Genomic DNA, 26,588 nt, shown 5'->3' with positions numbered 1-26,588 from the left:
ATGGATAATATAAAACATATCCCTAAAGAGAAATTCAGATTAGTGCAAAGGGATGAGCAAATTTTTGATGCAAAATTTGAAACAAAACCTATAGGTTATTTTAAGGATGCATGGCTTCGTTTTAAAAGAAATAGCGCTTCCGTAGCTGCAGCATATATTATTGGAGCAATTGTTATATTTGCAATAGTAGTGCCTTTCTTCTCAAAGTACGATTTGGCTTACTCAGATGCCGTTTATGCAAAGGTAAGACCTAAACTTCAAATTTTTGATAAAACAGGCTTTTGGGACGGCTCAAAACCGATGAAGTATAATGATAAATATCTGTTTTATACTCTCGGTATCGGGTACGGAACGGAAAATGGAGACGGAATAAAAAAAGTAAGCTGGGATGCTGCTTTGGCTTCTTCTCCTATTGTTTCGATCGGGGATGAATTTACAGACGGTAAAAACAGATATCGATATGTAAGAGTGGATTCATACAGAGGTGTAGGTTTTATTTTTTTAAGTCTTACAAAAGAGGCTTATGATGACATTATAAACTGGCAGAAAAAAACAGGAAAACAGATATTATTCCCTATGATTGATTATGCCAATGAATTTGCTCCGCGTGATCAAGCTGATGCAAACATTTGGTATAAAGTAGACGGGCGTGAGTATCCTGTGGACTCAACCGGTAAAAGACTGTCACTGGAACAGATTCAGAAGCAGGGCTTGACCGATAATTATCTCAGGGATGAAAGCGGCAATGTGCTTTACACTGTGCCCAGAGATAAAACTATGATCGGGGTCAGGATTTTGTATTATAATTACTATCAATATTTAAACGGCCATGAACCTGCAAATGCCTTTGGTACGGACGGACAAGGTTTTGATATTATGGTAAGATTAGCTCATGGCGTAAGGCTGTCCTTAATGTTGTCAACCCTTGTTTCGATAATTAACTTTATCATAGGTTCAATTTACGGCTCAATTACCGGTTTTTACGGAGGCTGGATTGATCTTATTTTGGAGCGTCTCACGGACATCTTAGGCGGAATGCCATTTCTTATCGTTGCTACCCTTTTTCAACTCCATCTTGTTCAGACAGGAAAGGTTTCGGTATTTACCGGAGTTCTGTTTGCCTTTATCTTGACCGGATGGATAGGTATTGGCGTTAGAGTAAGAACTCAGTTTTATCGCTTTAAGAATCAGGAATATATCTTGGCAGCAAGGACTCTGGGGGCCAAGGATAAGCGGCTAATGTTTAAACATATTTATCCTAACGCCATAGGGACGATTATTACAAGTGCTGCGCTAATTATTCCTTATGTTATTTTATCCGAATCGACCCTTTCATTTTTGGGAATAGTCAGTTTCCACGGAAAAACAATGGCTTCGTTAGGAACAATGTTAGGCTCAGGTCAACAATATTTGGCTACAGATCCTCATATTTTATTTTTTCCGGCAGGAATTATATCTTTAATGATGATTTCTTTTAACCTATTCGGAAACGGTCTGCGGGATGCATTTAATCCGTCATTGAGAGGAGTGGAAGATTAATATGGCAAATAAAATAAAATTAGAAGTACGAAATGCAAAAATATCATTTTGGACAAATAACGGCTATGTACGTGCCGTAAGGGATGTTTCATTTAATCTTGAAGAAGGTAAAACCTTAGCCATTGTAGGAGAATCCGGTTCCGGAAAATCCGTAACTGCAAGGGCTATTCTCGGTATTTTAGCCGGAAATGCAACCGTTGATGACGGAGAAATTTATTATGACGGAAAGGATTTGCTGCAGATACCCGAAGAAATTTTCCACAGTATCCGCGGAAACAATATTGCTATGATATTTCAGGATCCTTTGTCAAGTTTAAATCCTATTGTCCGTGTCGGAAAACAACTTACAGAAGCAATACTTGCAAATAATGTTTCGCAAAGAAAGCAATCAAAAAAGAGTTATAAAGAACTTGCAAAGGTTTTGCAAGATAATATGATTCTGGCAGGCGAGGATGCTGCTAAAGTAAAAGAAACGATGAAAAAGTTTACCGGCTATATTTCTGAAGGATGTAGACTTGAGCGTGCATATAATATTGCCCATGATACGGCTGAAACTACAATTTCGTATATTGACGGCGCTAAAATTCAATTAATTGATAAACCTGTTTCTGAGGTTGCACAAGAAATAAACAGGATCGTACAATATTCAAAAAACTGCGGAAATGTTTTTTTGATTCCGTCCGATAATCCTGCCTTTGTTTCTGCTGTTGAAGGCCTTTCGGTTGTTGCCGGTAAGTACAAGGCGAGCAATGCCTCTGAAACGGATAAGGCTGAAGTGGATGCAGCCTTGGGAGCCTTAAAGGTCATTTTACAAAACGGTCTTGAAAGACATAAGCCTGATTTTGTTGCTTTGGGGTATTATTCACTCCAAAAAGGTAAAGAGGAATTCAGCAGTAAAGATATCAAACTGCTCAATGATACGGCAAAAAAATTATTTGATGAAGAATTCCTTAATGATTTTTTACTTATGGTATGCAAGGCGGTAGAATATTCCAATAATAGATCTGACGATGATAAAAAAACGGCAATTTTAAAAATACAAGAAACTTTGAATATTCTTAAAGGCAAAATTGACGTAAATTCAGTCTCGGATACATGTAATAAATTAAAACCTGTTGTTAAAGATGCTATCGATAAATTGGACTTACAAAAAAACGGCTTTGCCTATACATTTGAAGGCTCAATTGATAATGCTATCTTTATGTACAAAATGTCTTTAAAGGCCGAGAATATGACAGGTAAGCGTAAAGCTGATCTAATTAAAAAATTCAGGCTGCCCACCGGGGTAACCCTTGACCGTCTTGAAGACAAAATACGGGATATTTTAATCAAACTTAAAGCTTCATTTGAAGATAAGCTTGAAAAAAATGCCCACCTTGATGTAAAGGACCGTGCCGAGAAAGTATTGGAAGCGATGATTGTCGAATCTTCCAAAATGAACTATAAGATGAAATATAGTTTGGCTAAAACAAGGTCTATCGATTTAATGAATGAAGTAGGTATTCCGCAAGCCCGCCAAAGGTTTATGCAATATCCGTTCCAATTTTCGGGCGGTATGAGGCAGCGAGTTGTTATAGCAATAGCGCTTGCTTCAAACCCGGATATTTTGATTTGCGACGAACCTACGACGGCATTGGATGTTACCATTCAAGCTCAGATTCTTGAATTGATAAACGAGTTAAAGCGGGAAAGAAACCTTTCAATTATCTTTATTACTCATGACCTCGGCGTTGTTGCAAATATGGCAGATGAAATTGCAGTTATGTATGCAGGTAAAATCGTCGAATACGGTTCGGTTGATGAAGTATTCTATGAACCCGCTCATCCTTATACGTGGGCTCTTTTGTCTTCTATGCCTGATTTGGATACCAAGGAAAAACTTGAATCGATTCCGGGTGTACCTCCTAATATGATTTTCCCGCCTAAGGGCGATGCTTTTGCTCAACGCAATAAATATGCAATGGAAATTGACTTTGAAGAGGAACCGCCGATGTTTGAAATAACTCCTACTCACAAAGCTGCAACATGGTTATTGCATCCTGATGCACCTAAAGACATTAAGCCTCCGCTTATTGTTACCGACCGAATTCGCCGAATGAGAGAGAAAATAGGAGGACAAAATGAATAATAATGATTTGATTTTGAGAGTAAATAATTTAAAGCAATACTTTAAACTTGAGGGTAAGTACCTTAAAGCTGTCGATGACGTGAGCTTTGATGTCCATAAGGGTGAAGTTTTCGGGATTGTAGGAGAATCCGGATGCGGTAAAACTACAATAGGCCGTTCGATTATAGGCCTTTACGAAATTACCGGCGGAGATATTTACTATAAGGACCATCATATTAATTCAGGCCTTCCTTTTTTGAAAGAAAGAATTAAAGAGGCAAGGGCATCAGGCAACAAGCAATTAGCTGAAGAGTTAGAGGCTAAATTTCGTGTCGATAAAAAGATGATGAAAAAAATGCGTTACAATGAGGCTTTGTCCGATATTCAAATGATATTTCAAGATCCTATTTCTTCATTGGATCCGCGTATGACGGTTCGGGAAATAATAGGTGAAGGAATGATTATTCGCGGCGAGAGGGACATGAAAAAAATTGATGCAAAAGTCAAAGAAACTTTAAACCTCGTAGGCCTTGTTGCAGAGCATGCCGAAAGATATCCTCACGAATTTTCAGGCGGCCAAAGACAGCGTATCGGTATAGCACGAGCTATTGTTATGAATCCCGAAATTATCATTGCCGATGAACCTATAAGCGCATTGGACGTTTCGGTACAGGCTCAGGTTATAAACCTAATGAATGATTTACGCCGTGAAATGAATCTTACTATTTTGTTTATAGCTCACGACCTAGCTGTTGTAAAATATTTTTCAAACCGAATTGCAGTTATGTATTACGGAAGAATGGTTGAGCTCGCAGATTCAGATGAGCTTTTTGCTCATCCTTTTCACCCTTATACTCGTGCTTTGCTTTCTGCTATTCCCGTACCGGATCCCAATACCGAACGGAATAGAAAAAGAGAAGTGTATGTACCGGCTTTGGCACACGACTATTCCGTAGATAAGCCGAAGTTTAGAGAAGTTCGTGAAAAGCATTGGGTTTTATGCAATGATGCCGAATATGAAAAATTACCCAAATGATAAAATAATCTAATCCTTAGTACGGCAGATCTAAAATCTGCCGTACTTTTTTTAAAGGTAGTATTTATGGAAAATAAATCCGACACTGGCAATAATTTTTTCGATAATGAAGTTGAGGAGATTGTACCTCAAAAAAAAACCGGATTACTATTCAGTTTTTTTGCTCCATTTGGTGTTGGGGCAGTGATTACTGCGGCTGTTGTTATCTTTTTTTCGCGAGGAAGCTCTCACTCCTTTTTGCATCACCTATGTGACGGCCTTTTTATTGCTTCCGTTTTTTTAGCCGGAATAGGCGGTTTGTCTGTAATAAATAAGTCGGGTCTTTTTGATGTAATTTTATTCGGCTTTTTACAATTAGGAGAAACTATTAAATATGGAGTTACTATGAAAAAAGATGCTCATGTAACTACCGATTTTGGAAAGTTTAAAAATAAAAAGAACTTAAAGCGTAAAAACAGATGGGGCTGGGTAGCAGCAGGTCTTATATATTTTGTCCTTGCATTTATAGTTTTAATTTATATGGACATCTAAAACCGATATTTTTATAGTAACCTTATTCTTGTCGCGCGAAGGGTTTTAATAAAAAAAATCGAGCCCGCTTTTATGCAGGCTCGAAATGTAAATAAAAAGGAGTAAATTAAGAAAACTAAACTTTTTTTGTAACGTAGTCGCTTTTTAAGCATCGCGAACACATTTTAATGGTTAGAGTTCTGCCGCCGATTTCTGTCTTTACATTTACTAAATTGGGCTTCCAAACTCTTTTTGTGTGAATTTTGGATTTACTTACTGAGTTTCCGGATAACGAGCCTTTTCCGCAAATTTCACATACTCTTGACATATCTCACCTGCCTTTAAAAAATCAGCTGACCTTTAAAGATCAGCTTTCTTTTGAATAGCTCCCCCGCGCGGGTTCGAACCACGGACCCAGTGGTTAACAGCCACTTGCTCTGCCTACTGAGCTACAGGGGAATGCTTCCAATCGGAAGTTTTAGGATATTACACTATTTCTTATAAAATGTCAATAGAAAATTCGTGTTTTTTATTATTTTATCAAATTTTATTTTAAGCATTGTTATTTGGACGGCTTAAAATAAACATCAGATTCGGTTATGACAAGGTCTACGGGATAGTCAAAATCTCCTATTGGAATCTTATCTAAAATTTGCCCCGAAAAACAAAGCCCTGCAAGACAAACTTCTTCTTTTTTTATGCTTTTAAAGAGTTTTTCAAAAAATCTATCGTAAAAACCGCCGCCCCTTCCCATTCTTTCCCCCTTTTTTGAAAATGCCCTTCCCGGTACTAAAATCAAAAGGGGCAGCTCCAAAGGATGCAGAGCTTTTTCTTCTTCTGTTTGAGGAAAAAGGTTAAAGGCTTTTTCGGGCGGCTCCATGATACCGAAAATTCCGGCTTGAACAGGTTCTATTTTTCCGTCTTTAAATTGCATTTTTTTGAATATAAGGTCATTATCCGAGACAAGGGGGAGGGCTATAGTCTTTTTATCTGAATATGCTTGTTTTAAAAGTCCTAAGGTAGGAAATTCTTCTTTTATGGGATGATAGGCAAAAACCGTTTTAGCTTCACTGTATTTAGGTATTTTATTTAAAAAATCCTTGCAATAGTTTTGAGAAGTTTGGAGTTCTTCTGTTTTTTGTATAAGTTTTTTTCCATCGGGGCTTTTAAAATATTCTTTTATTAGGTTTCGTACCTTGGTTTTTTCTTCTTTAAGCATTTTTACCTTATTTTCCTGAGTTTGAATTAAATTCATCCATAGCTTTTTTAGCAAAACGATATTCAAAAAAGGCCGGATTTTCTATTGAAAGCACTTGAACATAGCATTTTTCAGCAAGAGCATATTTTTTTGTCAAATTGTAAAACTCCCCGAGATAAAAGAACAGTCTGCCCTTTTTTACCATGTCGGTTTCTGCCGTTGCCCTGTTTATTAATTCAGTGTCGCCTGCAAAATCTACAAAAAGGCGGCATAAAAAGTACTCATTCTCTTTTTCAGTCCTGTTTATGTTTTTTAGATAGTTTTGCATAAATTTTTTTGCATCAAGTTTTTTGTTTTGTTTATATAGACTTACCGCATATAAAAGAGCATATTGATAAGAAGCGGGTGCCTTGCTCAAGGCTTTTAAAAATGCCGTGCCTGCATTTACCCAGTCTCCTTTTTCCCAAAACAAAATTCCGGCTCCTTCCAGTGCAAAATAATACGGCGGATAAAGATTGCATACCTTTATGTAATCATCAAGAGCCTCTTCCTTATACCCAAGTTCATCGTTTATACCTGCACGGTAGATATAGGCTATGTAGGAATCGGGAGTCAGCTCTATAACCCTGCTGTAAGCTTTTTTTGCTTCCTCTTTTCGGCCGATTGTAAGATTGTAAGAGCCTATATCAATCCAATGGCTGGGATTATTAGGTTCAAGCTCTGCTGCCTTATTTATATCCTGAAGAGCTTGATACATTCTATTTGTTTCGGATTTTATGCGGGCAAGTTCTGCAAGGGCTGTGCTGTTATTGGGTTCTTGCTCCAAGACAGCCGTTAAATTTGCCTCAGATTGGTCAAGTTTTCCTTCAAGATAGTTTATACGGCCTAGGCCTATGAGGGCTTCCGTGCATTTAGGGTCAACCTTATAAGCTTCTATAAATTTTCTTCTTGCATCATTGTATCTTTTGGCCGAGTAAAAGTCCAAGCCCTGCTCTGTTAATGCTCTTGAATCTTTTGGATTTATAGCCAGTATTTTTTTTAAATATTGATCTTTTTTTTGTTGGTTGTTTTCAGCTTGGGCCATCATAACTTGAGAATATAGAATATCGGTATTATTGGGGTAAGACTTGGAGAGTTCTTCAGCTAAGGTTTCCGCTTCCTTTGTTTTTCTCATCGAGATGAGAATGGACAATTTTAGATATTGTATATTAAAATTATTAGTTACTTCAGAATCCGATGTGTCTATCAATTTTAAAATTCCGTCTAAATCTCCTTTTTGAGAAAGTTGAGTAAGTTTATCAGTAAACTCTTCTCTCGGATTTTTGTTTACCGTTTTTTCGGTTTTTTTTGGCTCTTCAATTACAGCGGGGGTAACGGCTTTTTCAGTTGTTTTACAAGAAAAAATGATAGAAACCGCTATCAAAAAACTAAAATAAACACAAATTTGCTTGGTTATTTTCATAATAGCTCCTTAAAAGTATTGCAATTATTCCTTAGTTTATATACACTATAACATTATGAAGCACAAATCAAGTAGGATAATTGCGTTAACTATATTGTATATACTAATAATTTTCGGCATTTTTATTATTCAATTTACTATCGGAAAGACCTTTTATTATACAATAGGCTCTATGACGGTTTCGGGCAGGGATGAAGTTGATGAAACCGGAAACAGAACTCCTCTTTTACCCCTCCACATAGTATCGAACGGCTTGGATTTTTATATTACAGATCAGAGCCCTGTTATTGCAAAAACAAGCAATAATAAAAATATTAGCTTAAAGGTTTTAGAGTATAAAAAAAACGAAGATTCTTTTAGCGTTGTTTGTTCTAACGATGTTTCGATAGATTTTACCTCATATATTTCGGAAACAATTAATACGGTAAAAATTTCCGTTTCGATGCCGTCCGAGGTTGAAACCGTTTATTTCCCTTGGAAATTGACCCAATCAGCCCGGCTTGAGCGGCAGGATGAGCAGATATTTTTAAGGTATGGAAAGGACCGCTTTGTTTTTAGAGGAGGATACGGGTTCGGTAATACCGATGATTCTTCGGAATTGCCCCATCTAATTCTTTCCGGTTCAAAGCGTACCGCTTTTTATGAAACCTATGTTCAATCACAAAGTTTGGAATTTGAATCAATTCCCCGCATTCCCATCGCAAGTGATGAAGAATACGGGAAAACAAAGCAATTATTTCGGGAAAAGGCCTTGGAGTATTTTTCTAATGTGATTTTGTCAAGAAATTATAATGAAGAACTTTTGACGGCATATATAGCCGAAAGAGCCTTTAAAGGCGAATATTCAAGAGCTCTTTTATCGGCTCCTGCATCTCTTTTACCCAAAGAGAAAAGAAGCTATATATCGGCCGCATTTTATGGCAATCTTGTAGAAAACGAAAAAAGCCTTACAGCATACCATAGAAGGAGATTATCAGGTATTGAATCCGATATAGCAAACTCTGATCCGTCCGTATTTTACAGCGGCTCTGTTATTCCGTTTTTAATAAATAATTCTCGGGCAAATTTAATTCCTGCTTTGGAAAAAATAGCTTCCAATATGAATGAAGAAGAATTAAGCTCTTGGGTTGCTATAGGCTTGTTGGAAGCAGCAATGGATTATAGTCTTTATTTTCCTAATAGACAAAATTTGTTTATGGAAAATTCCGAAAAATATGAGACTGTTTTAAAAGATTCTTTGCTTTTGATTGATGAGGGGGTGTATATTTCTTCCGATAAGAAAACCATTGACACGGAAAATACCTTGAATGCTGCATCAATTTTAATCCGTTATGGAAATTCATATCCCGAAAAAACAACATGGAAGGCTGTAGGGCAGGCTCTGTATTCTTCTATCTTTTCACTTGGAGGAGGCTCTCCGAGTTTGCCGGCATCTTTTGATATTCAGGGAGATAAGTCAAAGAAGTTAGGACTTATGGCTAATGATGCCGTCATTCTCCATGCAGAAAAACTATATCCGGTTGCTATTCGTGATAATCCAAGCTATCCCCATGAAGAATCTTTGGCTTTAAAAGCCGAACCCGGTATTTGGGCTTGGACATCTGCCGGAGAAATAAATGTACTTAAAAATGACACAAAAATATTGAGTTTTAGGATTTCGTCTAAAGCTGATAATACTCATTACCTAATTATAAGAGGCATTCGCCCTTTTTATAGAATACAAATCCATGGAATAGACTTTAGAACGGACTCCAGATTTGAGATTTATAATTCGTCAGGCTACGTTTATGATGAAAGAACCCGTACTCTTTTTCTAAAAATGAAACACAAAAAAGATGATGAGGATATAGTTTTATTTTTAGGCCGCCCGCCTGCCCCTACTCCTGCTCCCGTTGTTCCTTCCGGTCAACCTGTTCAGGAAAACACTGAAGGCGGCAGTTCAGCTGAGAATTCGGATTCTACTGAGGGTAGTGAAGACTCTTCCGAATCCGATAACCAATAAGACCTTGAAACTAAATTAAAACTTTTTTTATAAATATTGTTAAAAAACTACCATTTTTTAGAAAAATATGGTATAATATAAGACGTGTTTTAGAAAAATTAAGGAGTTATGGTGAATAAAAGAGATTTTCCGCGTGTTCATTTTTACGATCAAGACTTTGTGGACATTTACGATAGAACATGGGCTTTGGTTCATGATTTTTGGCATTCAACTGGTGACGGCAAACAGGGTACCGAGGGCTTTTTTATTTATCCCGAAACGGACGGTAATTTTTTAAACCAATATGAAACTATATTTTCATCTTTTTTCTTTGTTTATTCCAATAAAAATTATACACCTAATTCCGCCCTTGACTTTTTTTATGAGAGGCAGGAAGAAAACGGTGCTATACGCAATAGATATAATTTTGACACAAAAGAGCCTGTTTTAAAACGGGATAATCCCGAAGGTTTAGGTATGCCCCTATTTGCATGGGCAGAGTACAATATTTATCACAAGACCGGAAACAAAAAGCGTGTAAAAGATATTATGCCCGTCTTGATTAAATATATGGACTGGATCGACAAAATGTTTAAGGCCTATAACGGCTTATATAAAAGCCCACTTGAAACAGTCAATATGCCCAATGCCCCTCGAAAAGAATCCGTTTTTTTGACTGATTTTAATTCGGCCCTTGCAATAAATGCCCTTTATATGTCGGCCTTAGGCGATATACTGAATGATAAAGACATAGACTTCCAATACAAAAGAATGTATTTTACAATAAAAACCAGAATCAATTCGATGATGTGGAATGAAGAGGACGGTTTTTACTATGATCTTGATGCCGACGGCAATCAGATAAAGAAAAAGACCCTTGCCGGGTTCTGGCCGATGCTTGCCGAAATTCCCAATGAGGATAAGGCCGCTCTTTTGGTAGAGCACCTATCCAACCCAAAAACTTTCGGCGGGGATCATCCCTTTCCCAGCCTTGCAGCCGATGAGCCTGAATATGACGAAAACGGAAGCGGTGCCTGCGGCAGTGTCTTCCCTATTTTAAACTTTGTTGTTGTAAAGGGTTTGGAAAAATATAACCGCTGGGAGATAGCAAGAGAGTGTGTTATAAGGCATCTTTACTATGTTCTTGAAACTCTTTCTCCTGCAGGAAATTCAAAAAAACAAGGTTTTTTGTGGGAGGCCTATTCACCCGTTAAAGAAGGCCCTGCTCAATGGAAAGGAAAACCTGCCTTTCCCCGTAAACAATATCTTTTGAGTGTGGGGCTTTCTACAATCAGTTTAATGATAGAAAACGTTATCGGTCTTTCGATAAGTCTTCCGCGTAAAACGGTAAATTGGACGGTGCCTAATCTTGAAGTAATGGGCATCGAAAATTTGAGCCTTAAAAGAAACCTTATAACGATTCTTTCATCAAAGAGTCAGAGAGGGTGGGAGATACATATGGAAAGTGAAAAACTTTATTATTTTACCATAAATATCTTAAACGAAAAAAAGAAGACCCTGCCTATTCCTTCGGGTAAGTGTTCAATGTTGATAGATAAACTTTAATAGACGGAATTTTTTAGCTTATGCCTTTTGCTTTTTGTGCTTCCACAAGCTGCTTTAGGGCCTTTATGTAGGCTGCCTTTCTCATGGTAACGTTATAATTTTCTTTTTCATCCCATACCCGTTTAAAAGCTTCAACCGTTTTTGTATGCAGCCTGCCGTTTACTTCTTCTTCATTCCAGTAAAATCCTTGTAGATTTTGTACCCATTCAAAATAAGAAACAATGACTCCTCCTGAGTTGGCGAGGATATCCGGCACACAGATTATATTCTTTTTTTTGAGAATTTCATCAGCTTCGGGAGTTACGGGGCCGTTTGCTGCTTCAATTATTATGGAAGCCTTAATATTGCGGGCGTTTTTTTCGGTAATTTGATTTTCGAGGGCTGCCGGTATTAAAATATCTGTTTTAAGCTCTAAAAGCTCTTCATTGGATATTCTTTTAAAGTCGCCTTCAAAAGAATTAAGTTTTTGACCTTTCTTAATATGTTCCATTACAAGTTGAATGTTTAAGCCTTTTTCGTTATATATAGCTCCGCTTGAACTGCTTACAGCGATAACCTTGGCTCCTTCCTTTGAAAAAAGATCTGCCGCAACACTTCCGACATTTCCCAAACCTTGAATAACTGTGCTTTGCCCTTTCAGATTTTTGTTAAGTTTTTTTAAAAGCTCTTTGCACGTAAAAAGAACCCCTCGGCCTGTGGCTTCAACACGTCCTAAAGACCCGCCGATTGAAATCGGCTTACCCGTAACTACGGCAGGGCAATATTCGCCTGCATAGGTGCTGTAGGTGTCAGCTATCCAAGACATGACTTTTGCGTTAGTTCCTACATCCGGGGCAGGGATATCAATTCGGGGCCCAATAAAGGACGAAATACGTTTTGTATAAGTTCGTGTAAGTTTTTCAAGCTCTGATTCTGAAAGTTTTGAAGGGTCTACACAGATGCCTCCTTTTCCGCCCCCGTATGGAATGTCGGCAACTGCACACTTAAAGGTCATCCATGCTGCAAGGGAGCGGACTTCATCGATATTGACATCTTGATGGAATCTTATGCCTCCTTTTGCAGGACCTCTGAGTGTAGAGTGTTGAACTCTAAAACCTTGGAACACTTTGACATTCCCATTATCCATTTTTACCGGAATAGAAACATGCATTTCTCTTTCGGGACTTAGTAAGGTGATATAATCATCTTCGTTGAGATTGGCTGCTTTTGCTGCCTCCGTTATTGTTTTTAAAAGCTTTACATAGGTGCCTTCCATAATTTTTCCTTTTATAAAATAGTTTAAAGGAATTATACACTAAAATACACGGTATTTAAAGTTATTTAGGAAAAAAATCGGAAGATTAAACAAAAAACGACTTCGGCCGGTATGAAAAGAGAACCCGATTCAGCTTACCTCAAAATAAACATTATTAAGGTATCGTTACATGTAATTAGGCTATGATAAAAAAACTTGACAAAATTTCATAACAGCCTAGGAGCAAGTTTGAGGTATAGCAATCTAACACGATAAATTTTGCTGCAGCTCATGAGTCCAAGCAGAGTGCGGCACGGGCAAAATTTGCATTTTTCCCTCATAGTCATTGGCAGGTCTTACGGCTCGGAGGTCATCATTGATTTTCGCCTTCCCGGAAATTAAAAAATCCCAGTGGCATTTTGAAAAACAACTCTCTCACTTACGTCAGCCGGACTGTTCAGGATTTTCACCTGATTCCCTTTTCACTGCTTGATTAAAAGCAGCACCAAGACCGAAATCGCTATTTAGATGAGAGTTTATACTTTTATTAAAAATGTGTCAAGGTATTATTTTTTTCTATTTTTTTCAAGATGGTTTCCCCTTACTTGACTTTCGACTGTATTTTTGCAATAATGTTAGCCTGAGGATATTTTTTGTGACCGATAGCTATCAAAATTTTATAGATCATGCCGGCAGTATGCTAACAAAAAGAATCGCGCTGCCTAATGAGTGTTTTGACTCATATCAATTCTCAAGATAGAGGAATAATAATGATTACATTACAAAACGTTTCTTTTTCCTACAGAGGAGAACACGGTACCGGAGACGGCGTATACGGAATAGACCTTACCATAAAGGACGGCGAATTCATCGTATTATGCGGAGAATCGGGCTGCGGCAAAACCACCCTTACACGGCTGATAAACGGGCTTGCCCCTCATTTTTATGAAGGCGATATGAGCGGTTCCGTGATGATAGGTGACAGATGCATCAATACGGAAGGATTATCCGACACCGCCGCTTTAGTCGGAAGCGTCTTTCAAAATCCCAAAAGTCAATTCTTCAACCTCGACACCACCGGCGAACTCGTGTTCGGCTGCGAAAATCTCGGGCTCCCGCGGGAGCAGATTAAACAACGCCTCGAAAAAACAAAGAGCGATTTGCAGCTTGACAATTTGATGGATCGGGATATTTTTGAGCTGTCCGGAGGAGAAAAGCAGCAAATTGCATGCGCCTCCTGCTACACCGCCGATCCCGGAGTGTTCGTGCTGGATGAGCCGTCCTCCAATTTGGATAAGAGGGCAATTCAGCGGCTGCACCGGATGTTGATAAAAATAAAAGCGGAGGGAAAGACCGTTGTGATTGCGGAGCACCGGCTCTATTACCTGATGGATCTGGCTGACCGCTTTATCTATATGCGAGGCGGAAAGATTGAGCGTATTTTTTCACGGGATGAAATGAAAGCCCTCAGCGAATCCGATTTAACCGCACTCGGCTTGCGGCTCACCGATATGAAGACCCTCTCTTCGCTTGTAAAAAAAAACAATACGCCGCAGGGTGAGGACGCAGCGGAAGAAGGACTTGCAAAAAACAGTAACCCGTCCGTATCACAGCCCGGCTCAAAGCCCGCTCTTGAAGCTCTCGATTTAACCTGCGGCTACGGCTCTACCCGAGTGCTCGACATAGAGAGGCTCGCCCTCCCCGAACATTCGATTGTGGCTCTTATCGGAGACAACGGTTCGGGCAAAAGTACCTTCGCGCAGGCGCTCGCAGGACTGATTCCTTCAAACGGAAGCATTGCAGTCGGCGGCGCATATATGACGGCAGAGGAGCGCAGCACGCGCAGTTTTATGGTGATGCAGGATGTCAACCGCCAGCTTTTTGCCGACAGCGTGCTGGAAGAAGTGATGATGAACACCGGCGCTTCCGCAGCGGATGCCGAATCGGTATTGGAGCGGCTCGGCATCCTCGAACTGAAAGACAGGCATCCTGCCTCCTTGTCGGGCGGGCAAAAACAGCGGACGGCGATCGCTTCCGCTCTCTGCGCAAAAAAAGACGTGCTTATCTTTGATGAACCTACCAGCGGACTCGACCGCCGCGGCATGGAACGCTTCGGCTTTCTGTTACGCGAGCTGCAGACAAGCGCCGCCCTTTCGCTCGTTATTACACACGATCCCGAATTGATTATGAGCTGCTGCACGCACATCCTCCATATCGAAAACGGCAGGGTCTTGGCCTTCTACCCTTTGAATAAGGCAGGCATTGAGCGTGTTTCGGTATATTTCTTGCAGGCAAGCGATGAAAATACGAGCCGAAAGCGGGACAAGCAAAGTTCTATTTCTAAGATTTTACATTACGCCGGAGCACATCGCCGCACAATATACAAGGCGGCGCTCTGCATGACAATCGGAGCAGCGGCGAGCATTGTTCCGTATCTTTTAGTATATAACATCCTTGAGCAGGTCTTAAACGGTTCGGTTCCGACGTTAGCCGGAAGCGGAAAAATGCTTGCAAGTATTTTGCTTGCGCAAATTGTGTATGCGGTTTTTTACATGTACGGCTTTCAGCTTTCACACCGCGCAGCATACAACACGCTGGAAAACATACGCCGCTTTTTGCAGGAGAACTTGGAGCGCAAGCCGCTCGGCAAAGTTAGGGAGATGGGCAGCGGGGCAATCAAAAAGCTGTTCACCGATGATATTGAATCGATAGAACTTCTTTTGGCGCATATGATCCCCGAAGGGATTGCAAACCTAATCATTGCCATGTTTGCACTTGCAGTTCTCCTTGTCATCGACTGGCAGCTTGCTCTGCTGACCTGTGTTGTCATTGCGCTGGGCATCAGCGTTTCGGGGCAGATGTACCGGGTCGGGATTGAGCAGATGGGCAGTTACTTTGCCGCTGCAAAACGGCTGAACAATACCATTATCGAATATGTAAACGGTATGGAAGTTGTTCGTGTGTTTAACCGGCAGGATGAATTCGGCGAGCGGTTCGCTTCTTCCGTTACTTCGTACCGCGATTTTGCACTGTCGTGGTACAAGGTGTCATTTCCGTGGATGGCATTATACGGCAGCTTGTTTTCAAATATCTTATTATACAGTTTGCCCTTCGGCACTCTGCTTATCTTACTCGGTCAGTTGAGCCTTGCCCGCTACATTCTGGCAATCTGCCTTTCTTTCGGGATTGCACCGCTCCTCCTCCGCTGTATGAGTTTTATCGGCGCCATACCGCAAGCAAGTTATAAAATTCAGGCTTTGGAAAAAACCTTTGACTACCCCGAACTGAAAACGGGAACTGCGCCGTTTTCCGGCACGGGACACGGTATCGAATTCCGCAATGTCCGGTTTGCATACAAGGATTTGGAAGTGCTGAAAGATGTTTCCTTTACGGCGCAAGAGCGGAAGATGACTGCCTTAGTCGGAGCGAGCGGCAGCGGGAAAAGCACGGCGGCAAAGCTCTTGGTGCATTATTACGATGTTTCGGGCGGCGAGGTGCTCATCGGCGGGCAGAATATCAGGGAGATGAGTTTGGAAGCGCTCAACGAACAGATTGCCTACGTTTCTCAAGACGTGTTCCTTTTTAACAAGAGCATTGCCGACAATATCCGCATCGGGAAAAAGGAAGCCACCGATGAGGAGGTTATTGCCGCCGCAAAAAAAGCCCAAGCGGATGACTTTATCCGTGAACTGCCGGACGGCTACGCAACGCTCGCGGGTGAAGCGGGCGGTAAGCTTTCAGGCGGACAGCGGCAGCGGATTTCCTTTGCACGGGCAATACTCAAAGATGCACCGGTTGTCATTTTAGATGAGGCGACCGCCTTTATCGATCCAGAAAACGAACAAAAGATGAATCAGGCTATACGCGAAATCGTGCGGGATAAAACCCTTATCGTTATCGCTCATAAAATGCAGTCCATTATGAATGCTGATAACATTATCGTGCTTAACGACGGACGCATTGCCGCTTCCGGCCGCCATGAGGAGCTTATTGAAACCTGCCCTGAATACCAAAACCTCTGGCGCATCTCGGAAGAAACCGCAGACTGGACGGTACGGACAAAGGAAGGAAACTCTCTATGATTGCAATGGTTCATCAGTTACTTTTATTTACCGGAAAGTACGCCCGGAAAATCCGTTTGGCATATTTGTTTACTTTTCTAAAAGCGGTTGCGGCGAATGCCCCGCTGATGGTCGCCGTAAAACTTATCGACATGCTCATCAAGGGATACGCCGAAATTAAAACGGTAATCTACGCTGCAGCGGTTATGCTGCTTTTGCTCGCAGTTCAGGCAGTCTGCCAAAACATCGCAGACCGTTTGCAAGCGGGAGCGGGATATAAGGTCTTTGCGGAAAAGCGGCTTGAGCTTGGGCGGCACCTGCGCCGGTTACCGATGGGGTACTTTACTGCGGGGAATATCGGAAAAATAAGTTCCGTGCTGTCGGCGGATATGGTCTTTATCGAAGAACAGGCAATGTCGGCTGTTTCGGAGGTTACCGGCAGTATCGCGGCGCAGATCATTTTGACGGGATTTCTCTTTGCGCTGCATCCGCTGTTCGGAGCCGTCGCTCTTGTAACGGAGCTTACGGCAATCCTGTTCGCTCAGCCGATGATTAAGCTTTCCGTCCGTAACTCCCAGTTGCGTCAAAAAAGCATAGAAGCATTGACGGGTTCCGTTTTGGAATACACGGAAGGGCTCGGCGTTATTAAAAGCTATAACCTCACCGGAGAAGGCGCGGAAGATATCAGGGGCAGTTTTGCACGTATGAAAGAAGCGAGCCTCTCTTTTGAAGAAGAATATTCCCCCAAGGAGCGGACGATGCTGATCATTTACAGCATCGGCATGACCGCAATGCTTGCCTTAAATATTTGGCTGTTTCAGCAGGGCGCCGTATCAAGCACCGTATTTATCGGCGGAATGCTTTTTGCTTTCAGCCTTTTTGCGCCTCTTAGACAGCTTTATCAAAAGACCGGAATTCTCGCAATCATGAAGGCTGCGCTGGAGCGTGTGAACGAAGTCTTTAAAGAAAAAGAACTTGAGGATACGGGAACCGAGACTTTGCCGCCGGCAGCCGATGCGGAAATAACGTTCAAAAACGTGTCCTTTGACTACGCGGATAAGGAAGTGCTGCACAACCTGTCATTCAGCATCAAACAAGGGCAGATGGCGGCCTTTGTCGGGCAGTCCGGCGGCGGAAAAAGCACGATTATGAATATACTTGCCCGCTTTTGGGATGTGTCCAAGGGCGAAATCCTTTTGCGGGGAAAAAACATCAAAACGCTTCCGCTGACGGTGTTGATGGATCACATCAGCATGGTGTTCCAGCGGGTCTATCTGTTTGAGGACACTATTGCAAACAACATCGCGATGGGCATGCCCCATGCGGACAGGGACGCTATTATCGAAGCGGCAAAAAAAGCGCAGTGTTATGACTTTATCATGCGCCTTCCGTACGGCTTCGACACCGTTATCGGCGAAGGCGGGGCGTCTCTTTCAGGCGGTGAGGCGCAGCGTATCTCCATTGCCCGCAGCATCCTCAAAGACGCGCCGCTTATCATCTTAGATGAAGCAACCGCAAGTATCGATGCCGATAACGAGCAGGCAATACAGAAAGCCTTGAGTGAATTATGCCGCGGAAAGACCACGCTGGTTATTGCTCACCGGCTGGAAACCGTCCGCGAAGCAGACCGTATTTTTGTCATCGACAACGGAGAGCTTAAAGAGCAGGGCACCCATGCAGAACTTATCAAAGCGCACGGGCTGTATTACCGCATGACAGATGCCCATAATGCCTCCGCATCATGGCAAAAAGGAGAGGTAAGAATATGAGAAAAACCGGATACAAAATAGGCGGCCTTATCCTTATTATCATCAGCATTTTTTTACTGCTTGGCGGACTGTATCTTCCTTCAGCCATGTTTTCCGTTTGGCTGTTATGGGGCTTAGATATCGCAGGTTTGATCTTGCTTGCCGCCGGCATAGTTATGTATAAGGTACTCAATGGGTGAGGGGAAACGCTAGCAAGCTGAATGTAAACCGATGGACAAAGCTCATCATATGTGCACCTCACCCTAAAAAGATTTAAGTTTTAGGGACTTTCCTATATTTATAGAAATATGCTAATATAAATATGTTGGAGGTAATATAAAATGAAAAACTTAATCTTTTATTTTCTATTCATCGCGAGCACGATAGGTTTATGTGCACAAAAATACATTGCCATAATCACAGATGATGATATAAATTCTATTCATTATGTTATTGATAACAAAGTGAATGTTCGAGCCGAACCGAGCCTTTCCGGAGAAAAACTTTTTCAACTGAATTTGGGTGATGCGGTCAGGATTCTTAAAAGTAATAAAGACTGGGACTGGATTTTAGAGGAAGGGTATTATTCACCATGGTACAGAATCGTTTGTGAAAAAGGGGAAGGTTATATGTGCGGAAGATATATTTCCTGCAAAGAGGCCGTGGGAGATATCGATAATGACGGAGAAGATGAGATTTTTGCATGTCTGTGTATTACTGAACAAGAGGGTGTAGGAGTTTCCGAGTATAAGGAGAGTTTTTATAATGTAGATAAAAATCATATACTTATAAAAAAATCGAGTACTAAACCTATTCCTCTGGAGAATTTTTCTAAATATGAAGTATCAGAAGATGCTTCTTATTCGATAAAAGTATGCGAAAATTTGATACCGAAAGTAAGCTTTCTTATTATGAGATGCGGTTTCAGCGACGGCGGTATCGGCTGGAGCAGCGAAAGTTATTATTATTTTTTGAATGGCTCATTAAGGTATTTTGACGGACTTCACAACGAGTTTTTTTATATGGAGTCCGAAACTGAAGAAGAATTTGAATTTAACGGAGATAGGGTAAAGCTCATCAGAACTGTTACAAAATGGGAAAATGAAAAACCTTTAGAACCGGAAATTACCGTTACACAATATTTATGGGACGGAGAAGATTTTATTAAAACCGATAAATAGAAGGGGCATCTATTAAATACACGAACCCTCTATGACCGAAATGCGGGCTATTCAATAGCCGCTTAACGACAAGCCGCTTAACGACTATAGACAAATCTTACAAAACAAGTTAAAATCATTCATTGGGTATTAAAATATAAATAGCCTAAAAATCAGACTAGGAGGTAATGCTGATGATAGCTTTATATGTTGCTCTGGTCGTAGCGGTTATTATTTTATTTTCGATAGCCGTTGTAGTGCCTGAACAAGAAAGTTATGTTATTGAAAGACTTGGAAAATATTCGCGGACTCTTACTGCGGGTTTCCATATCTTAACCCCGTTTATAGACAGAATTGCTTATAAGCAAAACCTAAAGGAAGAAGCCTTGGATGTAGACCCTCAAGTTTGTATCACAGCCGATAACGTTCAGGTGCAGGTTGACGGGATTCTTTATTTAAAAATATTCGATCCGGTTAAAGCCAGCTACGGAATAGATAATTACCGCTATGCCGTTACCCAGCTTGCAAAGACAACTATGAGAAGCGAAATTGGAAAGCTGGAACTTGACAAAACCTTTTGCGGAAGAGAAGGCTTAAATGACAGTATAGTAAAGGCCTTAGACGAGGCTTCAGACAACTGGGGTATAAAGGTTACCCGCTACGAAATACGGGATATTACGCCTACCCGCACAATCCTTGAAGCTATGGAAAGACAGATGAGAGCTGAACGTGAAAAGAGGGCTAACATTCTTTCCAGTGAAGGAAAACAGCAATCCCGAATAAATATTTCTTTGGGTAAAAAGAAAGAAGCCATAAACAAGGCTATGGGCGAAAAACAGCGAAGGATAAATCTTGCCGAAGGCCGCTCAAAGGCTATCGAAATAACGAGTAATGCGACAGCCGAAGGTTTGCGTTTGATTGCAGATGCCCTTTCTCAGCCGGGAGGAAGAACGGCTATGGGTATCCGTCTTGCCGAAAACTATATCCAAAGGTTCGAGCACATTATTAAAAAATCCAATGTTTCGGTTTACCCCGAAAACATTGCAGGCCTTGCAGCCTTTACCGACATTATTAAAAATGCAGGGAAGGGAGTGAAGGTCATAGAGGGAGGTCAAAATGCTTAATTTTATAATCCCGATTATTATTGCAGCAGTTATTGCAATAGTTTTTATTGTTGCTCTTTTTAGAAGCATCCGCATCGTTCCGCATAAGGTTGCCCTAATTGTAGAACGCTTAGGCAAGTATCACGCAACATTGGATGCCGGTTTTCATATTCTATTTCCGTTTTTGGATAGGGTAAAATACAAGCAGAATCTAAAGGAACAGGCTATAGATGTTCCCGCCCAAGACTGTTTTACCAAGGACAACGTTCAGGTACGTATTGACGGAATCCTCTATCTTCAAGTCTTTGATCCGATTAAGGCAAGCTACGGTATACGAGATTACCGCTATGCAACTATCTTGCTTGCACAGACGACCATGCGTTCTGTAGTAGGACAGCTGGATTTGGATGACACCTTTGAAGCACGGGAACAGATAAACGCTCAGGTTGTAAAGGCCGTAGATGAAGCTTCGGATCCTTGGGGCGTAAAGGTTACCCGTTACGAGATTCAAAACATAAGAGTTTCCGATTCTATTATGGATGCCATGGAAAACCAGATGAAGGCCGAAAGAGAAAAGCGGGCAGAAATAGCCCACTCGGTCGGAGAGATGGAAACCGTTATCAATCTTTCAAGGGCGGCTTATGAAGAAGCCGTAAACATAAGCGAAGGTGAAAAAGAAAAAATGATAAACGAGGCGGAAGGCCAGGCTCGGGAAATTGTTGCCGTTGCCGAAGCCACTGCCGACGGTATTAAAAAAATTGCCGCTTCTACCCAAATTCAAGGCGGTATGGAAGCTGCAAAACTCACCGTTTCGCAAGAATGGATAAACGCTTTAAGTTCTATCGATGAAAAAACAAAGATAATTATGTCCGCAGATTTTACAGACATAAAGAAAATGACCATCGACATGGCCGAAGAAATAATCCGATAATTTTTTATGCACTGCAATTTTTGCAGTGCATTTTTTATTCCAGTTTAATTCCCTTGCCCTGCAAATTATCTATACACTCAAGATAATAGCTGCCGTTATGTTCGGCATAGATGGGCTTCCGTACTTTAACAGCCTTCAAATTATCATAGGCAGGGCAGGTCTTGCCTCGGTAGTTCTTGTCCAGCCATTCAGGGCTTACCTTATATCCTCGCTGCTGCATCTCCTCCATAATGAGCCGGTGGTAGCGATAGAGAAGATAGGGAGAATAATTAAACACATAGTTGACGGTCGCATGTGGTCTGCCCCAGCCGTTTCCACGCAAGGCGCAGCATTCCCTATGCTGCCCCAAAAGCTGTTGCCGCGGCAGTTTGCCGATCATGTCTTCATGCCATAGTCTCATATTTCCCCATCCTTCAAAGTAATATCCGGTTTGATATTAATCATAAAAAGAGAATATATCATTAGGAGTTCATAGTCAAGTTCTTTATTAAATTTATGCCGATAGTTTATTGACATGAAAAGTAAATTATCTTATATTTATATTATAAATCATACAAATTGTACTTTAAATATGGATTATCCAAAAGGAAAATATGCTTGGACGGTTAAAGTTGGAGAGAAAGGGCTATTTGTTATACCGAAAGAAGCCCGTGATGTTTTCAACATTAATCCAGGGGATACCTTGATTGTGTTGGGAGATATAAATCAAGGAATCGCCATTCCGCCTAAAAATATGTTCGCAAGTATTATCGAAAATATTTTTGGAGGCAATGTACCAAAGGAGGACGAAAAATGAGAGCCATTGCAACCTCACAGCTTACAAAAAAATACGGCAATATAGTTGCTGTAGATAATCTTAATTTAACTGTTGAGCATGGCGAATTGTTTGCCTTACTTGGTGTAAACGGAGCCGGGAAAACCACAACGATTAAAATGCTTTCTTGCCTAATAAAGCCCACGAGCGGCGATGCCTTATTGCTTGGTAACAGTATTATTTCTGACCCCCGTGCAATAAAGAAAAAAATCAATATCTCGCCTCAGGAAACAGCGGTAGCCGCTAATTTATCGGTTTTAGAAAACTTGGAACTTATTGCGGGAATCTACGGGCAAGACAGTAAAACAGCAAAGAAAAACGCTTACGAGATAGCTCAAAAATTCAAATTGGAAAATGAATTGAACAAAAAAGCAAAACTCTTATCGGGAGGTATGCAGAGGCGCCTTTCTATTGCAATGGCTCTGATTTCAGATCCGCAGATTTTATTTCTTGATGAGCCGACCCTAGGTCTTGATGTGTTGGCTCGACGTGAGCTATGGGCATCCATTAAAGCGTTAAAAGGAAAAGTGACGATCATTCTGACAACACATTATATGGATGAAGTTGAAACACTGTCTGACCGTGTCGGAATAATGTCAAAAGGCAAGTTAACGGCAATGGGCACGGTAGCGGAATTAACTATGCAAACCGATACGGCCAAGCTGGAGGATGCCTTTGTTGCGCTTTCAGGAGGTGTGCTATGAGAATACTTTTATTTGCAAAAAGAAATACAAAAGAAGTTTTGCGGGATCCCATCAATTTCTTTTTCGGTCTGGGATTTCCTCTCATACTGTTGGTACTACTATCCATTATCAATAATGCTATTCCCCCTGAAGCCGGAAATCCTATGTTTGAAATAAGAAATCTTGCGCCCGGCCTGGCAATGTTTGGGAGCGTATTTATGGCATTATTTGCCGGTATGCTGCTATCAAAAGACCGTACCTCATCTTTCTTAATGCGTTTGTTTACTTCTCCTATGACTTCCGTAGATTTTATTTTGGGCTACACTTTGCCCATGCTCGCTATGACGATAGCGCAGGCAGCGATAACCTTATTCGCTGCGGGAGCTTTCGGTCTTGAAATAACTATTCACTTTTTGTTTGCGATTATTGTAACAGCTTTGACATCTCTATTGTTCGTGGGAACAGGACTGCTTTTCGGCAGTCTTATGAGTGATAAGGCTGTCGGGGGCGTTTGCGGAGCCTTGTTAACAAATGTTGCCGGATGGTTATCAGGAGTATTTATTCCGATTGATCTAATAGGCGGAGCCTTTAAAGCAATAACAAATATTCTGCCCTTTTATCATAGTGCGGAAGCGATAAGGTCAACCTTAAGCAGTAATTTAGGTGATGTTCTTTTTCATTTGACTGTTGTAATGATTTATACGGTAGTTATCTTCGTTCTTGCTATCATTGTCTTTCAACGCAGGATAAACGGTGAGAAAGTATAAATCAAATCGGAATATCTAAGGCATAGGCTTTATTTAAAAAATGTTACAACAGAAAAAAAGGAGTTGAACAATATGAAAGACGAATGCATAGTATGTAAGGCTGCACTACAGTATCTCGAATACGATGAAATGATGGAGTGTTCGCTCTGCCGAAAAAAAGAATTAAGTAAAACCAAATGTAAAAAAGGCCATTATGTATGTAATGAATGCCATACAAAAGGTATGGATTCAATTATAGGCATCTGTTTAAACGAAAAAAGTAAGAATCCTATTGAAATTATTGAAAAGCTGATGGCTGCCCCATTTTGTCATATGCATGGACCCGAACATCATGTAATGGTCGGGTCTGCATTGCTGACAGCATATAAAAATGCAGGAGGAGATATTGATTTAGAACAAGATCTCATTGAAATGCAAAAGCGGGGGAAAAGTGTTCCGGGCGGAGTTTGCGGATTTTGGGGAGCCTGCGGCGCAGGAATAAGTACAGGCATGTTTGTTTCCATTATTTCAAAATCTACACCGCTTGAGAATGAACCATGGGGACTTTCAAATAGAATGACTTCTAAATCACTTGAAGCAATAGGAAATATCGGCGGACCAAGATGCTGCAAAAGAGACTCTTACATATCTTTGCTTAAGGCTATAGATTTTGTTAAAGAAGCTTTTAATATAAATATGGAGAAGTCAGAAATACACTGTACACACTACGAACAGAACAACCAATGTATAGGTGATAGATGTCCGTTTAGAAGAAAAATTGCTTTTCAAGAGGCTTTTTTTGTATAAATTATTAATTCATCTCCACGTTGTTAGGATTATTGAAAGTCCTTCCATTAAAACGCCGGAATTGAACAGCTTCCAAAATTGATATTTTATTCAGCTGTTCAATTTTAAATGATAGGAAAAGTGGGCCCAGCTGGACTTGAACCGGCGACCCGCGGATTATGAGTCCGCTGCTCTAACCAACTGAGCTATGGGCCCTTAAAAGAGTTTTGAGTATATCAAAAACTTAAAAATTTGTCAATCGGTTGATGAAAAATGTACATCCTTAGTCCTTTTTCATCTTAGAGTTTTGCATAAGCAAAACTCTCGAAGTTGGAACCACCGCCGTCCATGGCGGTTAATGAATATACATCCTTAGTCCTTTTTTATCGTCTATTTCCGGATTCGAGTATATTTGCTTCGTTATTTACCAAATTGGGGGAGGGGGCGGGGCCGAATTCGCTGACTCCGTATTTATCGAATTTTTCTGCCGGTTCTTTTAAAGGTGCCGAAAAGGCTAGGTCAATGTCCGAAAAAGAGGCACTCATCGAGATAAATTTTTTAGGCTTGGACGGCGAAAGGGCTAAGATTCTATCGGTATATGCTTCCCCCTCATATAAGAACTTTTCACATTTTTGTTTTGTTACAAAAAGGTTGCAATCCGCCTTTTGTTCGGCTATTTCGATTTTTGCCTTTGAGGTGTTTAAGCAAAAGTCTGCCGCAGTTACAATCCCGTTATTAAAGGTAAGGCTGCCGTTTGAAAGAGAAACCAGACTGTTTTTTAGTCTTGAGTTTATTACTTCTACAGTATTAAAATTCCCCGAAACCGAAAAATGGACGGCTTTTATGCCTTCAATTTTTATGGAAGAATGAGTTGCAAGAATTCTGCATGATTCAAGTAAAAAATCTTTCGGAACATAGATAAAAAGTTTTCCGCTTGCCGGTTTTATCTCGGTAAACCTTAACTTCTTTTTATGTTCAACTATCGAAAGTTTTGTTCCCGCACTGAGCTCCGCTTTATAGGCTATTGTGTCCCCGTCATAGGCGCTTATAAAAATATCGACTTCCGATACGGCAGCTTCTATGTTTACAACCCTTTTTTGAACCCTTGTCAAAGAGTCAAAATCTTGGGCAAAGGAGTAAAATATAAAAAGAGAAAAAAAACATAAACCAAAAAGTTTAACCTTCAATTTTTGCATTTTCGTTCCAATAATAGGAATCGGGATAATTTCTTTTGCCGAAAATTGCCGTACCTACTCTTATTAGGGTTGAGCCTTCTTCGATAGCAACTTCAAGATCTCCCGTCATTCCCATAGAAACAACCTCCATCGAAACATTGGGAATGTTTTTTTCGGTTATTTCTTTTCGAATTTTTTGCAGGAGCTTAAAACAAAGTCTCACCTTATCCATATCATCGGAAAAAAGTCCTATTGTCATAAGGCCTTTTATTTTTAAGCAGGGAAGTTTTGCAATTTTTTCGGTTAGAGCTAGAGCTTCTTCAGGCTTACATCCGAATTTGCTTTCTTCTTGGGAGGTATTTACTTGAATTAAAATATCCATGGCTTTCCCTTCGGATTCAAGTCTTTTGTTAAGCTTTTCAGCTAGGTCCAGCCTGTCAACAGATTCAATGCAGTCGGCATATTTTATTACGTCCTTAATCTTATTGGTTTGCAAATGCCCTATAAAATGGGTTTCATGTTTTACCGATGAAAGAGGCTCATACTTTTCACATAGCTCTTGAACCTTGTTTTCGCCTATTAAAAGTTCACCGTATTCAAAGGCCTTTAAGATTCTTTCCGGTGTAACGGTCTTTGTTGCCATAAGAAGTCTTACCTCTTTTATATTTCTTCCGCAGGCCTTACAAGCCTCTTCCATCCGTCTGTGCACTTCTTCCAAATTTATTTTAATATCGTCTTTCATTTTTCC

23 protein-coding genes, 2 tRNA genes and 1 riboswitch are annotated in these 26,588 nt (G+C 40.6%); of the genes, 16 read left to right on the top strand and 9 right to left on the bottom strand.

All coding sequences use genetic code 11. The features are described 5' to 3' along the window. The 4 genes from E4N74_RS08760 (at position 1) to E4N74_RS08740 (ending at position 5,213) form a co-directional block, all read left to right on the top strand. On the top strand, positions 1-1,539 hold the full coding sequence (locus tag E4N74_RS08760) for an ABC transporter permease (protein ID WP_255817247.1): 1,539 nt from the start codon (positions 1-3) through the stop codon (positions 1,537-1,539). Position 1,540: 1 nt separating this feature from the next. After that, entirely contained in the window at positions 1,541-3,667 is a 2,127-nt protein-coding gene (locus E4N74_RS12795) for an oligopeptide/dipeptide ABC transporter ATP-binding protein (protein WP_276535539.1), read from the top strand. After that, positions 3,660-4,682: an ABC transporter ATP-binding protein gene (locus tag E4N74_RS08745; RefSeq protein WP_044977628.1), complete on the top strand. Its 1,023-nt coding sequence runs from the start codon at positions 3,660-3,662 to the stop codon at positions 4,680-4,682. The genes E4N74_RS12795 and E4N74_RS08745 overlap by 8 nt, the downstream gene beginning before the upstream one ends. A 66-nt stretch (positions 4,683-4,748) precedes the next feature. After that, a complete protein-coding gene (locus tag E4N74_RS08740; protein ID WP_255817246.1) occupies positions 4,749-5,213 on the top strand; it encodes a DUF3899 domain-containing protein in 465 nt (154 codons plus the stop codon). A 115-nt stretch (positions 5,214-5,328) separates the two neighbouring features. Here E4N74_RS08740 and rpmB read toward each other — a convergent pair whose 3' ends face one another. The 4 genes from rpmB to E4N74_RS08720 form a co-directional block, all read right to left on the bottom strand. Further along, on the bottom strand, positions 5,329-5,520 hold the full coding sequence (gene rpmB, locus E4N74_RS08735) for a 50S ribosomal protein L28 (protein WP_002670427.1): 192 nt from the start codon (positions 5,518-5,520) through the stop codon (positions 5,329-5,331). 58 nt (positions 5,521-5,578) lie between these two features. Further along, positions 5,579-5,651: transfer RNA gene (locus E4N74_RS08730), tRNA-Asn, on the bottom strand. Positions 5,652-5,754: 103 nt separating this feature from the next. Further along, positions 5,755-6,411: a 5-formyltetrahydrofolate cyclo-ligase gene (locus tag E4N74_RS08725; RefSeq protein WP_255817245.1), complete on the bottom strand. Its 657-nt coding sequence runs from the start codon at positions 6,409-6,411 to the stop codon at positions 5,755-5,757. Between the two features lie 7 nt (positions 6,412-6,418). Further along, on the bottom strand, positions 6,419-7,852 hold the full coding sequence (locus E4N74_RS08720) for a tetratricopeptide repeat protein (RefSeq protein ID WP_044977626.1): 1,434 nt from the start codon (positions 7,850-7,852) through the stop codon (positions 6,419-6,421). Positions 7,853-7,907: 55 nt separating this feature from the next. Here E4N74_RS08720 and E4N74_RS08715 point away from each other — a divergent pair, with 55 nt between their 5' ends. Next, on the top strand, positions 7,908-9,854 hold the full coding sequence (locus E4N74_RS08715; protein ID WP_255822559.1) for a hypothetical protein: 1,947 nt from the start codon (positions 7,908-7,910) through the stop codon (positions 9,852-9,854). A 111-nt stretch (positions 9,855-9,965) separates the two neighbouring features. Then, positions 9,966-11,399, top strand: coding sequence for an MGH1-like glycoside hydrolase domain-containing protein (locus E4N74_RS08710; protein ID WP_145475204.1), 1,434 nt, complete (start codon positions 9,966-9,968; stop codon positions 11,397-11,399). Between the two features lie 13 nt (positions 11,400-11,412). Here the strand turns inward: E4N74_RS08710 and E4N74_RS08705 are convergent, their stop codons facing one another. After that, the gene (locus E4N74_RS08705; RefSeq protein ID WP_044977624.1) at positions 11,413-12,654 is read right to left on the bottom strand and encodes a Glu/Leu/Phe/Val family dehydrogenase; all 1,242 of its coding nucleotides are present in this window, start codon (positions 12,652-12,654) and stop codon (positions 11,413-11,415) included. Between the two features lie 310 nt (positions 12,655-12,964). Next, positions 12,965-13,158: riboswitch (cobalamin riboswitch) on the bottom strand. A 245-nt stretch (positions 13,159-13,403) separates the two neighbouring features. Here E4N74_RS08705 and E4N74_RS08700 point away from each other — a divergent pair. From E4N74_RS08700 to E4N74_RS08675, 6 genes are all read left to right on the top strand, one after another. After that, the gene (locus tag E4N74_RS08700; RefSeq protein ID WP_255817243.1) at positions 13,404-16,715 is read left to right on the top strand and encodes an energy-coupling factor transporter ATPase; all 3,312 of its coding nucleotides are present in this window, start codon (positions 13,404-13,406) and stop codon (positions 16,713-16,715) included. Beyond that, the gene (locus E4N74_RS08695) at positions 16,712-18,463 is read left to right on the top strand and encodes an ABC transporter ATP-binding protein (protein WP_044977622.1); all 1,752 of its coding nucleotides are present in this window, start codon (positions 16,712-16,714) and stop codon (positions 18,461-18,463) included. The genes E4N74_RS08700 and E4N74_RS08695 overlap by 4 nt, the downstream gene beginning before the upstream one ends. Further along, the gene (locus E4N74_RS08690; protein ID WP_044977621.1) at positions 18,460-18,642 is read left to right on the top strand and encodes a hypothetical protein; all 183 of its coding nucleotides are present in this window, start codon (positions 18,460-18,462) and stop codon (positions 18,640-18,642) included. The genes E4N74_RS08695 and E4N74_RS08690 overlap by 4 nt, the downstream gene beginning before the upstream one ends. Positions 18,643-18,783: 141 nt before the next feature. Beyond that, positions 18,784-19,623 carry an SH3 domain-containing protein gene (locus E4N74_RS08685; RefSeq protein WP_255817242.1) on the top strand — a complete coding sequence of 280 codons (840 nt, stop codon included), beginning with the start codon at positions 18,784-18,786 and terminating at the stop codon, positions 19,621-19,623. Between the two features lie 173 nt (positions 19,624-19,796). Further along, positions 19,797-20,726 (top strand): SPFH domain-containing protein, encoded by a 930-nt coding sequence (locus tag E4N74_RS08680; protein WP_255817241.1) that lies wholly within the window; start codon positions 19,797-19,799, stop codon positions 20,724-20,726. Beyond that, positions 20,719-21,636, top strand: coding sequence for an SPFH domain-containing protein (locus tag E4N74_RS08675; RefSeq protein WP_044977618.1), 918 nt, complete (start codon positions 20,719-20,721; stop codon positions 21,634-21,636). Before E4N74_RS08680 ends, E4N74_RS08675 begins: the two co-directional genes overlap by 8 nt. A gap of 34 nt (positions 21,637-21,670) precedes the next feature. Here the strand turns inward: E4N74_RS08675 and E4N74_RS08670 are convergent, their stop codons facing one another. Next, on the bottom strand, positions 21,671-22,036 hold the full coding sequence (locus tag E4N74_RS08670) for a TIGR02328 family protein (RefSeq protein WP_044977617.1): 366 nt from the start codon (positions 22,034-22,036) through the stop codon (positions 21,671-21,673). Positions 22,037-22,207: 171 nt separating this feature from the next. Between E4N74_RS08670 and E4N74_RS08665 the strand changes: the two genes are divergently transcribed. From E4N74_RS08665 to E4N74_RS08650, 4 genes are all read left to right on the top strand, one after another. Beyond that, positions 22,208-22,432, top strand: a complete 225-nt coding sequence (locus E4N74_RS08665) for an AbrB/MazE/SpoVT family DNA-binding domain-containing protein (RefSeq protein WP_044979668.1) — start codon at positions 22,208-22,210, stop codon at positions 22,430-22,432. Further along, positions 22,429-23,154, top strand: a complete 726-nt coding sequence (locus E4N74_RS08660; protein WP_044977616.1) for an ABC transporter ATP-binding protein — start codon at positions 22,429-22,431, stop codon at positions 23,152-23,154. The genes E4N74_RS08665 and E4N74_RS08660 overlap by 4 nt, the downstream gene beginning before the upstream one ends. Next, complete coding sequence (locus tag E4N74_RS08655; protein ID WP_255817240.1) at positions 23,151-23,900, top strand: ABC transporter permease; 750 nt, start codon at positions 23,151-23,153, stop codon at positions 23,898-23,900. The genes E4N74_RS08660 and E4N74_RS08655 overlap by 4 nt, the downstream gene beginning before the upstream one ends. A gap of 72 nt (positions 23,901-23,972) precedes the next feature. Next, positions 23,973-24,686, top strand: a complete 714-nt coding sequence (locus tag E4N74_RS08650; RefSeq protein ID WP_044977614.1) for a DUF5714 domain-containing protein — start codon at positions 23,973-23,975, stop codon at positions 24,684-24,686. Positions 24,687-24,807: 121 nt separating this feature from the next. Here E4N74_RS08650 and E4N74_RS08645 read toward each other — a convergent pair. The 3 genes from E4N74_RS08645 to E4N74_RS08635 form a co-directional block, all read right to left on the bottom strand. Continuing rightward, a tRNA-Ile gene (locus tag E4N74_RS08645) sits at positions 24,808-24,881 on the bottom strand. A 167-nt stretch (positions 24,882-25,048) separates the two neighbouring features. Beyond that, on the bottom strand, positions 25,049-25,861 hold the full coding sequence (locus E4N74_RS08640) for a DUF4097 domain-containing protein (protein WP_255817239.1): 813 nt from the start codon (positions 25,859-25,861) through the stop codon (positions 25,049-25,051). Further along, the gene (locus E4N74_RS08635; RefSeq protein ID WP_255804988.1) at positions 25,842-26,582 is read right to left on the bottom strand and encodes a YggS family pyridoxal phosphate-dependent enzyme; all 741 of its coding nucleotides are present in this window, start codon (positions 26,580-26,582) and stop codon (positions 25,842-25,844) included. Before E4N74_RS08635 ends, E4N74_RS08640 begins: the two co-directional genes overlap by 20 nt. Positions 26,583-26,588: the final 6 nt, after the last annotated feature.

This window comes from Treponema putidum (assembly GCF_024401155.1).
Lineage (GTDB): Bacteria > Spirochaetota > Spirochaetia > Treponematales > Treponemataceae > Treponema_B > Treponema_B putidum.
Note: the sequence above shows the minus strand (reverse complement) of the source record. Positions and strands in the feature narration are given on the sequence as shown.

Excerpts from the sequence above, each read along its gene's own strand:
- E4N74_RS08760 (WP_255817247.1), top strand. The coding sequence starts at position 1 with ATGGATAATATAAAACATATCCCTAAAGAGAAATTCAGATTAGTGCAA.
- E4N74_RS12795 (WP_276535539.1), top strand. The coding sequence starts at position 1,541 with ATGGCAAATAAAATAAAATTAGAAGTACGAAATGCAAAAATATCATTT.
- E4N74_RS08745 (WP_044977628.1), top strand. The coding sequence starts at position 3,660 with ATGAATAATAATGATTTGATTTTGAGAGTAAATAATTTAAAGCAATAC.
- E4N74_RS08740 (WP_255817246.1), top strand. The coding sequence starts at position 4,749 with ATGGAAAATAAATCCGACACTGGCAATAATTTTTTCGATAATGAAGTT.
- rpmB (WP_002670427.1), bottom strand. The coding sequence starts at position 5,520 with ATGTCAAGAGTATGTGAAATTTGCGGAAAAGGCTCGTTATCCGGAAAC.
- E4N74_RS08725 (WP_255817245.1), bottom strand. The coding sequence starts at position 6,411 with ATGCTTAAAGAAGAAAAAACCAAGGTACGAAACCTAATAAAAGAATAT.
- E4N74_RS08720 (WP_044977626.1), bottom strand. The coding sequence starts at position 7,852 with ATGAAAATAACCAAGCAAATTTGTGTTTATTTTAGTTTTTTGATAGCG.
- E4N74_RS08715 (WP_255822559.1), top strand. The coding sequence starts at position 7,908 with ATGAAGCACAAATCAAGTAGGATAATTGCGTTAACTATATTGTATATA.
- E4N74_RS08705 (WP_044977624.1), bottom strand. The coding sequence starts at position 12,654 with ATGGAAGGCACCTATGTAAAGCTTTTAAAAACAATAACGGAGGCAGCA.
- E4N74_RS08700 (WP_255817243.1), top strand. The coding sequence starts at position 13,404 with ATGATTACATTACAAAACGTTTCTTTTTCCTACAGAGGAGAACACGGT.
- E4N74_RS08695 (WP_044977622.1), top strand. The coding sequence starts at position 16,712 with ATGATTGCAATGGTTCATCAGTTACTTTTATTTACCGGAAAGTACGCC.
- E4N74_RS08690 (WP_044977621.1), top strand. The coding sequence starts at position 18,460 with ATGAGAAAAACCGGATACAAAATAGGCGGCCTTATCCTTATTATCATC.
- E4N74_RS08685 (WP_255817242.1), top strand. The coding sequence starts at position 18,784 with ATGAAAAACTTAATCTTTTATTTTCTATTCATCGCGAGCACGATAGGT.
- E4N74_RS08680 (WP_255817241.1), top strand. The coding sequence starts at position 19,797 with ATGATAGCTTTATATGTTGCTCTGGTCGTAGCGGTTATTATTTTATTT.
- E4N74_RS08675 (WP_044977618.1), top strand. The coding sequence starts at position 20,719 with ATGCTTAATTTTATAATCCCGATTATTATTGCAGCAGTTATTGCAATA.
- E4N74_RS08670 (WP_044977617.1), bottom strand. The coding sequence starts at position 22,036 with ATGAGACTATGGCATGAAGACATGATCGGCAAACTGCCGCGGCAACAG.
- E4N74_RS08665 (WP_044979668.1), top strand. The coding sequence starts at position 22,208 with ATGGATTATCCAAAAGGAAAATATGCTTGGACGGTTAAAGTTGGAGAG.
- E4N74_RS08660 (WP_044977616.1), top strand. The coding sequence starts at position 22,429 with ATGAGAGCCATTGCAACCTCACAGCTTACAAAAAAATACGGCAATATA.
- E4N74_RS08655 (WP_255817240.1), top strand. The coding sequence starts at position 23,151 with ATGAGAATACTTTTATTTGCAAAAAGAAATACAAAAGAAGTTTTGCGG.
- E4N74_RS08650 (WP_044977614.1), top strand. The coding sequence starts at position 23,973 with ATGAAAGACGAATGCATAGTATGTAAGGCTGCACTACAGTATCTCGAA.
- E4N74_RS08640 (WP_255817239.1), bottom strand. The coding sequence starts at position 25,861 with ATGCAAAAATTGAAGGTTAAACTTTTTGGTTTATGTTTTTTTTCTCTT.
- E4N74_RS08635 (WP_255804988.1), bottom strand. The coding sequence starts at position 26,582 with ATGAAAGACGATATTAAAATAAATTTGGAAGAAGTGCACAGACGGATG.